Here is a 13,451-nt window from a genome sequence, read left to right on the forward strand (position 1 = left end):
AGCCGGAAGGGGTCGCATGCAGCCCGTCCTCGAAATGCGGGGGATCTCCAAGACGTTTCCCGGCGTCAGAGCCCTCAACGACGTCAATCTGAGCATCGCACCGGCCGAGATCCACGCCCTGGTCGGCGAGAACGGCGCCGGCAAGTCGACGCTCATGAAGGTCCTGAGCGGAGTGTATCCGCACGGATCCTACGATGGCGAGATCACCTACGAGGGACAGCCCGGCCAGTTCCGCGACATCTCCGACAGCGAGCGCCTGGGCATCGTGATCATCCATCAGGAACTGGCCCTGGTCCCGTTCCTGTCGATCGCCGAGAACATCTTTCTCGGCAACGAGCCCGCCCGCTTCGGCATCATTGACCAGGACCGGGTCTATGCCCGGTCCCGGGAGCTGCTGGCCATGGTCGGCCTTGCCGAGAATCCCGACACCCTCGTGACCCATCTCGGCGTTGGCAAGCAGCAGCTCGTCGAGATCGCCAAGGCGCTCTCCAAGAAGGTCAAGCTGCTCATCCTCGACGAGCCGACCGCGAGCCTGAGCGAGACGGACAGCGAGGCGCTGCTGCAGCTGCTCCTCAGCTTCAAGGCCCAGGGCATTGCGTCGATCCTGATCTCGCACAAGCTCAACGAGATCTCCAAGGTCGCCGACCGGATCACCGTGCTGCGCGACGGCACCACCGTCGAGACCCTCGACTGCCGGAACGGCGGCATCGACGAGGATCGGATCATCCGCGGCATGGTCGGCCGCACGATGGCCAACCGCTACCCTGTCCGCGAGCCGCGGATCGGCGACGTGCTGATGGAGGTGGAGGGCTGGACGGTCCATCACCCCGTCCATGCCGAGCGGGCGGTCGTACGCGATGTCAGCCTGAACCTGCGCAGGGGCGAGATCGTCGGGATCGCCGGCCTGATGGGATCGGGCCGGACGGAACTCGCCATGAGCGTCTTCGGCCGGTCCTACGGCCAGGGCACCAGCGGGATTGTCCGCCTCGAGGGCCGGGAGGTCGATGTCTCGACGATCGACAAGGCGATCGCGGCGGGCATCTCCTACGTCACCGAGGACCGCAAGCAACTGGGGCTCGTGCTCGGCGAGGACATCACCAAGAACACCACGCTCGCCAACCTGCCCGGAGTCTCCACCGCCACGGTCATCGACGAGGATGCGGAGCACCGCGTCGCGAATGCCTACCGCTCGAAGATGCGCATCCGCTCCTTCGGCGTGGAGCAGCAGACCGTGAACCTGTCGGGCGGAAACCAGCAGAAGGTCGTGCTCAGCAAGTGGCTGTTCACCCAGCCCAAGGTGCTCATCCTCGACGAGCCGACGCGCGGCATCGATGTCGGGGCCAAGTACGAGATCTACAGCATCATCAACGAGCTGGCCGATGCCGGCCGGGGCGTCCTGATGATCTCGTCCGAGATGCCCGAGCTGCTCGGCCTGTGCGACCGCATCTACGTCATGAACGAGGGGCGGTTCGTGGGCGAGTTCCAGCGCGCCGAGGCCAGCCAGGAAGCGATCATGCGCGCGATCATGCGCTCCAAGGAGCTGAACGGATGAGCGACATCTCTGTGAGCAAGGCCATGATCCGTCTGACCGAACCCCTTCCGGGCACCAAGGCTGCGGGCGAGCCGCAGGCCCGGCGCGGGCGCTTGGCGATGGCGCAGCTGCGCGATTACGGCTTGGTCTTCGCCCTGGCGGCGATCACCCTGTTCTTCGAGTATGCCACCGGCGGCGTGCTGTTCCAGCCGCTGAATCTGACCAACCTCATCCTGCAGAACAGCTACGTCGTCGTGATGGCGCTGGGGATGCTGCTGGTCATCGTGGCCGGCCATATCGACCTGTCGATCGGCTCGGTGGTCGGATTCGTGGGGGCGCTCGCGGCCCTTCTGATGGTCCGATTCGGCTTCGATCCATTCACCGCCACCGTCCTGTGCCTGGCGGTCGGCGCCGCGATCGGCGGGCTGCAGGGCTACTTCGTCGCCTATCTCGGCATTCCGAGCTTCATCGTCACGCTCGCCGGCATGCTGGTGTTCCGCGGCCTGACGCTGGCACTCTTGCAAGGCGCCTCGATCGGGCCGTTCCCGGAGGTATTCCAGCTTCTCGCCAAGGGCTTCCTCGCCAACTTCGCCGGCCCCTGGACCGCCCTGCTCATCGCGCTCGCCCTGTCGCTGATCCTCGTCGGCCTGAACGGGCGCCGCCGGGCCGCGCGGCTGCGCAACGGCGGCGAGGCCGAATCCTGGGCGGCGTTCATTTTCCGCAACGGCATGACCACAATCGTGATCCTCGCCTTCGCGTATCAGATGAGCGCCTATCGCGGCCTGCCCAACGTGCTGTTGGTGATGTTCGCGCTCGTGATGCTCTACCGCTTCGTCACGACCCGCACGACGATCGGCCGGCGGATCTACGCGCTCGGCGGTAACATCAAGGCCGCACGGCTGTCAGGCATCAAGACCGAGCGGCTCACCTTCCTGACCTTCGCCAATATGGGTGCGCTGGCCGGCCTCGCGGGCATGATCTTCGCCGCCCGGCTCAATACCGCGACGCCGAAGGCCGGTGTCGGGTTCGAGCTCGACGTGATCGCGGCCTGCTTCATCGGCGGCGCCTCGGCGGCCGGCGGCATCGGAAAGGTCTCAGGCGTCGTGATCGGCGCGTTCATCATCGGCGTGATGAACAACGGCATGTCGATTTTGGGCATCGGCGTCGACTACCAGCAGGTGATCAAAGGGATCGTGCTGCTCGCCGCCGTCTGCCTCGACGTCTACAACAAGAACAACCGGGCCTGAGGGCCTGCACAATCCGACCCCGTCCCCTTCCGCGGATGGGATCGGAACAGCGCAGATACGTCTTTGCGAGCGCAGCGGAGCGATCCAGCGGCGCCAAGCCCCTATGATGCCGCGTTCCCCGGACCGCTTCGCTCCGCGCTATGAACCCATCGACGAGAACGCTGGGGATGAACCGGCGGCCCCTTGATCCGTCGGACCGGGCACCGCCGGCCGAACCGCTCAGGTCTTGCGCGCGACCGTGAAGCGGGCGGCATCCCGCAGGATGCGGGCACCCTCACCCCAGGATGCGACCGCATCTTCGCAGACACCGACGAGGCGGTCGCACTCGGCCCGGGCTCCATCGATGCCGAGGCGGTCGACCAGCGTGGCCTTGCCAGCATCCTTGTCCTTGCCGGTCGCCTTGCCCATGGCCTCCGGCGAGGCCTCGCGGTCCAGGATGTCGTCTGCGATCTGGAAGGCCTGGCCCAAGGCGAGACCGTAGCGCAGGAGGGCGGCCCGCTGACCCTCATCGGCGCCGCCGACGATCGCGCCGGCCTCCACCGAGAAGGCCAGGATCGCGCCGGTCTTCATCGCCTGCATCCGCAGGGTGTCGTCCACATCCATGTTGGCCGCGCCGAACCGGCCCTCGGCGGTGAGGTCGAGGAGCTGGCCGCCGACCATGCCGCCCAAGCCCGAGGCCCGGGCGAGGCCGAGCACGAGGTCGGCGCGGATCCGGGCGTCCGGCTGCCAGGCCGGGTCGGCGACGATCTCGAAGGCGAGCGTCTGGAGCGCGTCGCCGACCAAGATGGCCGTGGCCTCATCGTAGGCCTTGTGGACCGTCGGCTTGCCGCGGCGCATGTCGTCGTCGTCCATGGCCGGCAGGTCGTCGTGGACGAGGCTGTAGCAATGCACCAGCTCGACGCCGGCGCCGGCGGCGAGCGCCGCCGCCTCGGAGCCGCCGAGCATCCGAGCGGTCTCGATGGCCAGGAAGGGCCGGAGGCGCTTGCCGCCGCCGAGCACGGCGTGGCGCATGGCCTCCATCAGGCGGGGCGGCCGCGCGATCTCGCCGGGGCCGAGATCAGGGCCGAGGCGTTCGACCAGGAAGGTCTCGACCATGCCGGCGACTTCAGCCAGCCTGTGGGAAAACGCGACGGCCTGCGTGTCAGTCTTGACCGAACCGGTCGGTGCCTGCGTTGAGGGGGTCGGGGTCATCGGGCGCTGCGTCCGGTCCTGGCCTTGCGAAAACCAATCGAGTGTCAGTTGAGCGGGAACGAGATCGCGGTGGGCGAGGCAGGACGCAGGCGGGGAGCGGCGGGTCGTGACCTTCCGCTCGCGCGCCCGCGGCGCTCCCGCCCGGTCCGCCAGATCGTCGGGGCGCTGCTCCTGCTCCCCGCCGTCGCGTTCGTCGTCGTACTGACGCTGGCGCTCGTCTATAGCGCGGTGATGCCGCCGTCGACCCTGATGCTGGGGCGGTGGTTGACGCTTCAGCCTGTGAGCCGCGATGCCGTGAGCCTCTCGGAGATCGCGCCGGCGCTGCCGCAGGCGGTGATCGCCTCGGAGGACCAGCGCTTCTGCCTCGACCACGGCGTCGATCTCGGGGCGATCCGCGAGGTGGTCGAGGATGAGGATTCGCCGAGCCGGGGCGCCTCGACGATCGCGATGCAGACCGTCAAGAACGTCTTCCTGTGGCCGGGCCGCTCCTACATCCGCAAGGCGGTCGAAATCCCGCTGGCGCTGGCGCTCGACACCCTGTGGGGCAAGCGCCGCATGATGGAGATCTACCTGAACGTCGCCGAATGGGGCGACGGGATCTACGGCGCGCAGGCCGCCAGTCGGCATTGGTTCAACAAGGATGCCAGCCGGCTGACCCGCGGCGAGGCCGCCCTGCTCGCCTCAGTCCTGCCGAACCCGATCACGCGCAGCGCCGGGCGCCCCTCGCCCGGCGTCCGCCGCCGCGCCGCGCAGATCCAGGCCATGATGGGCCAGATCGAGGGTTTGACGGGCTGCGTGCGCCGGTAGGCGGCACGGGAGTGTTTCAGCCGACGGCCGTGTCGGCGTCACGGGTCGCGGCTAATGCTCGGCGGGCTGCCGGCCGGACTGAACACCAAGCGCATCAGGCCCGGTCCGCCGGTAGCAGCGGCCGCCCCGCCTCTGTAAGACGGCCTTCAGAGCCAGAGCCTGGGACCGATATTCGATGAGCGAAGCCGTCTACGACCTCACCCTGGAGCGCATCGCCCTGATCCGGCGGATGGTCGTCGCCTGGGGTGGTGCCGAACCCGGCGCGCCGACCGTCCACCCGGACGCTCCCTATGGCAGCCTCGACCGCGACGGCGACATCGCCAATGTCACGGGCGATGACGAGGGGGCCGAGGAGGAGCACCGGGCGCTGGAGGACGGCCTCGCGGTCTTCGCCCAGAACGCCCTGCTGAAGCCCGGCCGCTACCAGTACCACAACGGGCTGGCCAAGCTCGACCACGGCGAGGTCGGCGATGTCTTCCGGGATGCGCAGAGTGGACAGACGCCCGAGCACATCACCTTCGCGGTGACCCCGGAACACCTCGCGCTGATCCCGCGGCTCGCCTATCGGTGGGATGCGGCGCGGAACGTGCCCTGCGTGGACCCGAAGCAGCCTTACGGCGGGACAGGACCCTATACCGCCGCCATGGCGCGCCATCTCGCCGCCGTCCCCGAGACGGCCGCCAACGATGACGAGGACGGCGAGACGCACCGGATCCGGCTCCACCGCGAGATGCAGCCGGCCCTTCAGATCTTCCTGCGTTACGCCGATCTCGGGCCGGGCGCGTTCCGGCGTCCGGCCCCGACCTCGGATTGGCAGCCGGCCTGAGGGCTCAGCCCTCGCGCTTCCTGCGCTGCGCCAGGGTGCGCAGCCGCAGGGCGTTGAGCTTGATGAAGCCCGCCGCGTCGCGGTGATCGTAGGCGACGGCGCCCTCCTCGAAGGTCACGAGGTCCTGGTCGTAGAGCGAGTGCGGGCTCTCGCGGCCGATCACGTGGACGCCGCCCTTGTAGAGCTTCAGCCGCACCGTGCCGGTGACCTTCTCCTGGCTCTTGTCGATCAGCGCCTGGATCATCTCGCGCTCCGGCGAGAACCAGAAGCCGTTGTAGATCAGCTCCGCGTATTGCGGCATGAGCTGGTCTTTGAGGTGGGCGGCGCCGCGGTCCAGCGTGATCGACTCGATGGCGCGGTGCGCCGGCAGCAGGATCGTGCCGCCCGGCGTCTCGTACATGCCGCGGCTCTTCATGCCGACGAACCGGTTCTCGACGAGGTCGAGCCGGCCGATGCCGTTGGCACGGCCGAGCTCGTTGAGCTTGGCCAGCAGGCTCGCGGGTGAGAGCTTCTCCCCGTCGATCGAGACCGCGTCGCCACGCTCGAATCCGATCGTGATGATCGTCGGCTGGTCCGGCGCCTCCTCGGGGGAGAGCGTGCGCGAGTAGACGTAGTCCGGCACCTCGACGGCGGGATCCTCCAGCACCTTGCCTTCCGAGGAGGCGTGCAGGAGGTTGGCGTCCACCGAGAACGGGCTCTCGCCGCGCTTGTCCTTGGCGATCGGGATCTGGTGCTGCTCGGCGAAGGCGATGAGCTGCTCGCGGGAGCGCAGGTCCCACTCGCGCCACGGGGCGATCACCGTCACGTCGGGCTTGAGCGCGTAGTAGCCGAGCTCGAACCGGACCTGGTCGTTCCCCTTGCCGGTGGCGCCGTGGCAGACCGCATCGGCGCCGACGCGTTCGGCGATCTCGATCTGCTTCTTGGCGATCAGCGGTCGCGCGATCGAGGTGCCGAGCAGGTAGACGCCCTCGTAGACGGCGTTCGCCCGGAACATCGGGAAGACGTAGTCGCGGACGAATTCCTCGCGCAGGTCCTCTATGTAGATGTTCTCGGGCTTGATGCCGAGGAGTTCGGCCTTGCGGCGGGCCGGCTCCAGCTCCTCCCCCTGGCCGAGATCGGCCGTGAAGGTCACGACCTCGCAGCCGTAGGTGGTCTGCAGCCACTTCAGGATGATCGATGTGTCGAGGCCGCCGGAATAGGCCAGCACGACCTTCTTCACGGGGCTCTTCGCGGGGACGGACATGCGGCTTCCGGAACTGAGGCGGGGCGTCTGCGGCTTATCGCGGGTGTCACCGGCCTGCAACCGGCGCGCCGTCTCGCGCGTAGGCCAGATGCCGGAAGATCGGCCGCGTTTCGCCTCACGGTGGCCTTGCGGCCGTGCAAGAAATGGCGCGGGCGTTGCCAGTCGTCATCGCCGCAAGAGTGCATCGGAGAAGCGAAGTCTATGGCGCGCCAGCCGATTCTGGAGTTCTGGTACGAATTCGCCTCCACGTACTCCTACCTCGCGGCGATGCGCATCGAGGCGGCGGCGGCCGAGGCTGGTGTCGCGATCCGGTGGCGGCCGTTCCTGGTCGGGCCGCTCTTCGCCTCGCAGGGCTGGACGACCTCGCCGTTCAACCTCTACGCGGCCAAGGGCAAGAACATGTGGCGCGATGTCGAGCGCGAGGCCGCGCGCCTCGGCCTGCCGCCGGTGACGCGCCCCGCCCAGTTCCCGCAGAACAGCCTCAGCGCGGTGCGGGTCGCCATCCTTGGCCAGGACCAGGATTGGCTGGTGCCGTTCTCAAAGGCGGTGTTCACCGCGAGCTTCGCCGAGGGACGCTCCATTGCGGAGCCGGCGGCGGTGGCCGAGATCCTCGATTCGCTCGGGCTTGACGGGACGCAGACCGTGCGAGCCGCGGCCGCCGAGGCCAACAAGACGAAGTTGCGGGTCAGCGTCGAGGAGGCGCGCTCGCGCGGGATCTACGGGGCGCCGACCTTCCTGGCGGATGACGGCGAGCTGTTCTGGGGCAATGATCGCCTGGATCAGGCCCTGGCCTGGGCGACGGGCGACCGGCCGAAGGGGCTGCGGTAGGGCCGCGTTCACGACGTTCGGCCATCAAACCGACTCGACCCCCTGGTTCTGGTCCGGCTCCGCTTCGGCGCGGCCGGAGCGGGACAGCGATGCCCCGGACGAGTCCCATGCCTGTTTCGCGACGCCTTCTCCTTGCCGCAGCCGCCACCCTCGGGGCCGGCTTGAGGCCTGTCTGGGCGCAGTCCTACGGCCAGCGCGTCGCGGTCACCGGCGACGACGGCAAGGCGGTGGCGAACTCGATCCTGCCCGGCGAGATCACCGGACAGATCCCGGCCCTGCGTGGGGTCACGTATGTCGGACCGCGGGACGCCGGAACCACGCTCTACGAGTTCTACGACTTCAACTGCCCGTACTGTCGGAAGGCGGCCGCCGACGTGGTTGCCTTGCACGACAGCGATCCGGAGCTGCGGATCGGGCTTGTCCACAATCCGATCCTGTCGCCGCAATCGGCTCAGGCCGCCAAGGTGATGCTGGCCGTCCAGCGCAGGCTCGGATCCGAGGCCGCGTGGCGCTTCTACCAGACGTTGCTCGGCAAGCCCGGACGGATCGACGGGCCCGGCGCCCTCGCCGCCGCGGCCGCTCTGGGCATCCCGCAGGCGGAGGTGGAGGAGATCGCCGATAGCGAGGAGGTGCGCGCGGCGCTCAAGAGCCAGATGCGCATGGCGGCGGATCTCGGTCTCTACGCGACACCGTCCTACGTCCTCGGCAACAGTGGCATCCTCGGCCATCCGGGTGCCCGCGCCATGGCCAAGATGATCGCCAGCGTCCGGCGCTGCGACCGGCTCGCCTGTTGAGGCGGGTCCTGCGTCACACTTCCGCCGTCCTGACGCGCAGCGAGGCGTGCCTGCCGTGTTGCGCGCGGCCATGCTGGCATGCTAGGCGGTCGCCGCGCCGCGAGGACAGTTCTCGACCCTGTCCGTTGCCGGCGCGATCCCACGTCCCGAACGGTCACGCACCGCGCTCCTGCCGGAGCGCGCGGAGCGGGCGGGCAACCAGAGAAGAGAGCGACGGGTGGCGCAGAACGGTTCCGAGGCTGGTCCCCTGGTCGCAGGCGTGGCGGGCCGGTACGCTTCCGCCCTGTTCGATCTCGCGCGCGACGAGCGCCAGGTCGACGCGGTCGCCGACTCCCTCAATCAATTTGACACGCTTCTGAAGGAGAGCGCGGATCTTCGCCGCCTCGTCCGCAGCCCGGTCTTCAGCGCCGAGGAGCAGGAAGCTGCCATCGGCGCCGTGCTGGGCAAGGCCGGGATCGGCGGCCTCGCCGGCAACTTCATCCGCCTCGCGGCCTCGAACCGCCGTCTCTTCGCGCTTCCCGACATGATCAACGCGTTCCGGACCCTGGTCCAGGATTCGAAGGGGATCGTGCGCGCCCAGGTCCGGGTCGCCGAGAAGCCCTCCGACACCGTGATCGAGGAGATCAAGGCGTCGCTGCGCGATATCGCCAAGGCCGATGTCGACGTCGACCTGGTGATCGACCCGAGCCTGATCGGCGGCCTCGTCGTGAAGATGGGCTCGCGCATGGTCGACGCCTCCCTCAAGACCAAGCTCAACGGTATCCGCCTCGCGATGCGGGCCGCGCCGTAAGCGCCCCCATCCGACCCGAACACTTATAGACGCATCAGCGACAGAGGCCCGAGTATGGACATCCGCGCCGCCGAGATCTCCGCAATCCTGAAAGAGCAGATCAAGAACTTCGGCGAAGAGGCCGAGGTCTCCGAGGTCGGGCAGGTCCTGTCCGTCGGTGACGGCATCGCCCGCGCCTACGGCCTCGACAACGTCCAGGCCGGCGAGATGGTCGAGTTCGAGTCGGGCGTGCGCGGCATGGCCCTGAACCTCGAGCAGGACAACGTCGGCATCGTGATCTTCGGCTCCGACCGCGAGATCAAGGAGGGCCAGACCGTCAAGCGGACCGGCGCCATCGTGGACGTGCCGGTCGGCAAGGGTCTGCTCGGCCGCGTGGTCGACGGCCTCGGCAACCCGATCGACGGCAAGGGCCCGATCCAGTCCACCGAGCGCCGCCGCGTCGACGTGAAGGCCCCGGGCATCATCCCGCGGAAGTCCGTGCACGAGCCGATGGCCACGGGCCTGAAGGCGATCGACGCGCTGATCCCGGTGGGCCGCGGCCAGCGCGAGCTGATCATCGGCGACCGCCAGACCGGCAAGACCGCCATCGCCCTCGACACGATCCTGAACCAGAAGCCGGGTCACGCCGCCGGCATGGACGAGAAGGCCAAGCTTTTCTGCATCTACGTCGCCATCGGCCAGAAGCGCTCAACGGTTGCCCAGTTTGTGAAAGTCCTGGAGGACCAGGGCGCCCTGGAATACTCGATCATCATCGCCGCCACGGCGTCCGACGCGGCCCCGATGCAGTTCATCGCGCCCTTCGCCGGCTGCGCCATGGGCGAGTACTTCCGCGACAACGGCATGCACGCCGTGATTGTGTATGACGATCTGTCCAAGCAGGCCGTGGCCTACCGTCAGATGTCGCTGCTGCTGCGCCGCCCGCCGGGTCGCGAGGCCTATCCGGGCGACGTGTTCTACCTCCACAGCCGCCTGCTGGAGCGCGCCGCCAAGATGGGCGACGCCGCCGGCAACGGCTCGCTGACCGCCCTGCCGGTCATCGAGACCCAGGCCAACGACGTCTCGGCCTACATCCCGACCAACGTGATCTCGATCACCGACGGCCAGATCTTCCTTGAGACCGACCTGTTCTACCAGGGAATCCGCCCGGCGGTGAACGTCGGCCTCTCGGTGTCGCGGGTGGGCTCCTCGGCCCAGACCAAGGCGATGAAAAAGGTTGCCGGCAAGATCAAGGGTGAGCTCGCGCAGTACCGCGAGATGGCGGCCTTCGCGCAGTTCGGCTCGGATCTCGATGCCTCCACCCAGCAGCTCCTGAACCGCGGCTCGCGGCTCACCGAGCTCCTGAAGCAGCCGCAATTCTCGCCGCTGAAGATGGAAGAGCAGGTCGCGGTGATCTACGCCGGCGTGAACGGCTATCTGGACAAGATGCCGGTCAGCAAGGTCCGTCCCTTCGAGGACGCGCTGCTCAGCACCCTGCGCACCAAGCACAAGGACCTGCTCGACTCGATCGCCGCCTCCAAGGACCTGTCGGACGAGAACGCCGGCAAGCTGAAGAGCGTCGTCGAGAGCGTCGCCAAGTCGATCGGCTGATGTGAGGCCCCTCCCCCCGGGGAGGGATCTTGGATGGTGCGGGAGGATCTCGGTCCTCGCCGCACCGCCCGAACTTCCGGCTCCTTCCCGCCGAGGGAAGGAGAGGCCATAGAACGGACCTGGACCTCACCCGATGGCGAGTTTGAAGGACCTGCGCAACCGCATCACCTCGGTGAAGGCGACGCAGAAGATCACCAAGGCCATGCAGATGGTCGCCGCCGCCAAGCTGCGCCGCGCGCAGATGGCCGCCGAGGCGGGCCGTCCCTATGCCGAGAAGATGTCGGTGGTGCTGGGCAACCTTGCGGGCAACCTCGTCGGCGGCGTCGGCGCCCCGCGGCTCCTGTCCGGGACCGGCTCGGAGCAGACGCACCTCCTCGTCGTCTGCACCGGCGACCGCGGCCTTGCGGGCGCGTTCAATTCGTCGATCGTCCGCCTTGCGGTGCGTGAGCACGCGCAGAAGCTCGCCGCCGAGGGCAAGACCGTCAAGATCATGACGGTCGGCAAGAAGGGTCTTGACGCTCTGCGCCGGCAGTACCGAGATCAGATCGTCGAGAGCATGGATATCCGCGGCAACCGCCCGGTGGATTACGACTTCGCGGCCTCCATCGCCGACAAGATCCTGACCCGCTTCGAGAACGGCGAGTTCGACGTCGCGACCCTGTTCTACTCCGAGTTCCGCTCGGTGATCTCGCAGATCCCGACCGCGCAGCGCCTGATCCCGGCCGAGCTGCCGCCGGCCGACGCGACCGCGAAGGCGACCGCCGGCAACGCCGCCCTGGAGTTCGAGCCGTCCGAAGAGGCGATCCTGGAGACGCTGCTGCCGAAGAACCTCACGGTGCAGATCTACCGGGCGCTCCTGGAGAACGCCGCGTCCGAGCAGGGCGCGCGCATGAGCGCCATGGACTCGGCCACCCGCAACGCGGGCGAGATGATCAAGAAGCAGACGCTGATCTACAACCGCACGCGTCAGGCCATGATCACCAAGGAACTCATCGAGATCATCTCGGGTGCGGAAGCCCTCTGAGGCACCGCAGCCCGACCGCACAGCTTGAAGGGTAGGTTTACGATGGCGAACACCGCAATCCCCGGCACCGGCTCCAACAAGGCCGGCAAGATCACCCAGGTCATCGGCCCCGTGGTCGACGTGCAGTTCGAGGGCCACCTGCCCGAGATCCTGAACGCGCTGGAGACCAAGAACAACGGCGCTCGTCTCGTCCTCGAGGTTGCCCAGCAACTCGGCGAGAACACCGTCCGCTGTATCGCCATGGACACCTCCGAGGGCCTGACCCGCGGCCAGGAGTGCTTCGACACCGGTGAGCCGATCAAGGTTCCGGTGGGCATGAACACCCTCGGCCGCATCATGAACGTCATCGGCGAGCCGATCGACGAGGCCGGCCCGGTCCAGGCCACCACCTACCGCGCCATCCACCAGCCGGCCCCGTCCTACGCCGAGCAGTCGACCGAGGCGCAGATCCTCGTCACCGGCATCAAGGTGGTGGACCTGCTCGCCCCCTACGCCAAGGGCGGCAAGATCGGCCTGTTCGGCGGCGCCGGCGTCGGCAAGACCGTGCTGATCATGGAGTTGATCAACAACATCGCCAAGGTGCACTCGGGCTACTCGGTGTTCGCCGGCGTGGGTGAGCGCACCCGCGAGGGCAACGACCTCTACCACGAGATGATCGAGTCCAAGGTGAACGTCGACCCGAAGGAGCACGGCTCCGCCGAGGGTTCGAAGTGCGCCCTGGTCTACGGCCAGATGAACGAGTCGCCGGGCGCCCGCTCGCGCGTCGCCCTGACCGGCCTGACCATCGCCGAGCAGTTCCGCGACGACGGCCAGGACGTGCTGTTCTTCGTCGACAACATCTTCCGCTTCACGCAGGCGGGCTCCGAGGTGTCGGCGCTTCTCGGCCGCATCCCCTCGGCGGTGGGCTACCAGCCGACGCTGGCCACCGACATGGGCGCCCTGCAGGAGCGCATCACCACCACGACCAAGGGCTCGATCACCTCGGTGCAGGCCATCTACGTGCCGGCCGACGATCTGACCGACCCGGCGCCGGCCGCCTCCTTCGCCCACCTCGACGCCACGACCGTGCTGTCGCGCTCGATCGCCGAGAAGGGCATCTACCCGGCCGTGGATCCGCTCGACTCCACCTCGCGCATGCTGTCGCCGGCGATCCTCGGCGAGGAGCATTACGACGTCGCCCGCCGGGTCCAGCAGACCCTGCAGCGCTACAAGGCGCTCCAGGACATCATCGCGATCCTGGGCATGGACGAGCTGTCCGAGGACGACAAGCTGACCGTGGCCCGCGCCCGCAAGATCGAGCGCTTCTTCTCGCAGCCCTTCTCGGTGGCCGAGGTGTTCACCGGCTCGCCGGGCAAGCAGGTGGCGCTGGAAGACACGATCAAGGGCTTCAAGGGCCTCGTGAACGGCGACTACGACGACCTCCCGGAGGCGGCCTTCTACATGGTCGGCACCATTGAGGAGGCCCAGGAGAAGGCCAAGAAGCTGAAGGCCGCGTAAAAGAAGCCGTGCTTCCCTGCCCTCCCCCTTGTGGGGAGGGGTCGGGGTGGGGGTGGTTCAGGATGAAGCGCCCCGGTGCCGTCGGC

General features: G+C 68.1%; 12 protein-coding genes. 10 read left to right on the top strand and 2 right to left on the bottom strand.

All coding sequences use genetic code 11. The features are described 5' to 3' along the window. The first annotated feature begins 16 nt into the window (after positions 1-16). Positions 17-1,552, top strand: a complete 1,536-nt coding sequence (gene mmsA / locus AC3WSN_RS12455) for a multiple monosaccharide ABC transporter ATP-binding protein (protein WP_492538316.1) — start codon at positions 17-19, stop codon at positions 1,550-1,552. Continuing rightward, positions 1,549-2,778, top strand: coding sequence for a multiple monosaccharide ABC transporter permease (mmsB, locus tag AC3WSN_RS12460; protein ID WP_192708985.1), 1,230 nt, complete (start codon positions 1,549-1,551; stop codon positions 2,776-2,778). Before mmsA ends, mmsB begins: the two co-directional genes overlap by 4 nt. A gap of 219 nt (positions 2,779-2,997) precedes the next feature. Here the strand turns inward: mmsB and AC3WSN_RS12465 are convergent, their stop codons facing one another. Further along, positions 2,998-3,969 carry a polyprenyl synthetase family protein gene (locus tag AC3WSN_RS12465; RefSeq protein ID WP_492538318.1) on the bottom strand — a complete coding sequence of 324 codons (972 nt, stop codon included), beginning with the start codon at positions 3,967-3,969 and terminating at the stop codon, positions 2,998-3,000. A 48-nt stretch (positions 3,970-4,017) separates the two neighbouring features. Here AC3WSN_RS12465 and mtgA point away from each other — a divergent pair, with 48 nt between their 5' ends. Together mtgA and AC3WSN_RS12475 are read left to right on the top strand one after the other, a co-directional pair. Then, the gene (mtgA, locus tag AC3WSN_RS12470; RefSeq protein WP_492538320.1) at positions 4,018-4,776 is read left to right on the top strand and encodes a monofunctional biosynthetic peptidoglycan transglycosylase; all 759 of its coding nucleotides are present in this window, start codon (positions 4,018-4,020) and stop codon (positions 4,774-4,776) included. Positions 4,777-4,951: 175 nt separating this feature from the next. After that, positions 4,952-5,602, top strand: coding sequence for a hypothetical protein (locus AC3WSN_RS12475; RefSeq protein WP_492538322.1), 651 nt, complete (start codon positions 4,952-4,954; stop codon positions 5,600-5,602). Between the two features lie 4 nt (positions 5,603-5,606). On the opposite strand, the gene AC3WSN_RS12480 is transcribed toward AC3WSN_RS12475, so the two are convergent. Beyond that, positions 5,607-6,845 carry an argininosuccinate synthase gene (locus AC3WSN_RS12480; RefSeq protein ID WP_192708988.1) on the bottom strand — a complete coding sequence of 413 codons (1,239 nt, stop codon included), beginning with the start codon at positions 6,843-6,845 and terminating at the stop codon, positions 5,607-5,609. A gap of 201 nt (positions 6,846-7,046) precedes the next feature. Between AC3WSN_RS12480 and AC3WSN_RS12485 the strand changes: the two genes are divergently transcribed. The 6 genes from AC3WSN_RS12485 (at position 7,047) to atpD (ending at position 13,365) form a co-directional block, all read left to right on the top strand. After that, positions 7,047-7,673, top strand: coding sequence for a 2-hydroxychromene-2-carboxylate isomerase (locus tag AC3WSN_RS12485; RefSeq protein WP_192708989.1), 627 nt, complete (start codon positions 7,047-7,049; stop codon positions 7,671-7,673). Between the two features lie 107 nt (positions 7,674-7,780). Then, the gene (locus AC3WSN_RS12490) at positions 7,781-8,467 is read left to right on the top strand and encodes a DsbA family protein (RefSeq protein ID WP_492538325.1); all 687 of its coding nucleotides are present in this window, start codon (positions 7,781-7,783) and stop codon (positions 8,465-8,467) included. Between the two features lie 217 nt (positions 8,468-8,684). Beyond that, positions 8,685-9,257, top strand: a complete 573-nt coding sequence (locus AC3WSN_RS12495) for a F0F1 ATP synthase subunit delta (protein WP_492538327.1) — start codon at positions 8,685-8,687, stop codon at positions 9,255-9,257. Positions 9,258-9,311: 54 nt separating this feature from the next. After that, complete coding sequence (gene atpA, locus AC3WSN_RS12500) at positions 9,312-10,844, top strand: F0F1 ATP synthase subunit alpha (protein WP_192708992.1); 1,533 nt, start codon at positions 9,312-9,314, stop codon at positions 10,842-10,844. 133 nt (positions 10,845-10,977) lie between these two features. Further along, entirely contained in the window at positions 10,978-11,868 is an 891-nt protein-coding gene (locus AC3WSN_RS12505; protein WP_192708993.1) for a F0F1 ATP synthase subunit gamma, read from the top strand. Positions 11,869-11,910: 42 nt separating this feature from the next. Then, complete coding sequence (gene atpD, locus AC3WSN_RS12510) at positions 11,911-13,365, top strand: F0F1 ATP synthase subunit beta (RefSeq protein ID WP_192708994.1); 1,455 nt, start codon at positions 11,911-11,913, stop codon at positions 13,363-13,365. Positions 13,366-13,451: the final 86 nt, after the last annotated feature.

It is taken from the genome of Methylobacterium sp. FW102-HT35C08 (genome assembly GCF_058790235.1).

Bases quoted from the DNA above. Each gene is read 5' to 3' on its own strand.
- AC3WSN_RS12490 (WP_492538325.1), top strand. From the start codon at position 7,781: ATGCCTGTTTCGCGACGCCTTCTCCTTGCCGCAGCCGCCACCCTCGGG.
- atpD (WP_192708994.1), top strand. From the start codon at position 11,911: ATGGCGAACACCGCAATCCCCGGCACCGGCTCCAACAAGGCCGGCAAG.
- atpA (WP_192708992.1), top strand. From the start codon at position 9,312: ATGGACATCCGCGCCGCCGAGATCTCCGCAATCCTGAAAGAGCAGATC.
- AC3WSN_RS12505 (WP_192708993.1), top strand. From the start codon at position 10,978: ATGGCGAGTTTGAAGGACCTGCGCAACCGCATCACCTCGGTGAAGGCG.
- AC3WSN_RS12475 (WP_492538322.1), top strand. From the start codon at position 4,952: ATGAGCGAAGCCGTCTACGACCTCACCCTGGAGCGCATCGCCCTGATC.
- AC3WSN_RS12485 (WP_192708989.1), top strand. From the start codon at position 7,047: ATGGCGCGCCAGCCGATTCTGGAGTTCTGGTACGAATTCGCCTCCACG.
- AC3WSN_RS12480 (WP_192708988.1), bottom strand. From the start codon at position 6,845: ATGTCCGTCCCCGCGAAGAGCCCCGTGAAGAAGGTCGTGCTGGCCTAT.
- mmsA (WP_492538316.1), top strand. From the start codon at position 17: ATGCAGCCCGTCCTCGAAATGCGGGGGATCTCCAAGACGTTTCCCGGC.
- mmsB (WP_192708985.1), top strand. From the start codon at position 1,549: ATGAGCGACATCTCTGTGAGCAAGGCCATGATCCGTCTGACCGAACCC.
- AC3WSN_RS12465 (WP_492538318.1), bottom strand. From the start codon at position 3,969: ATGACCCCGACCCCCTCAACGCAGGCACCGACCGGTTCGGTCAAGACT.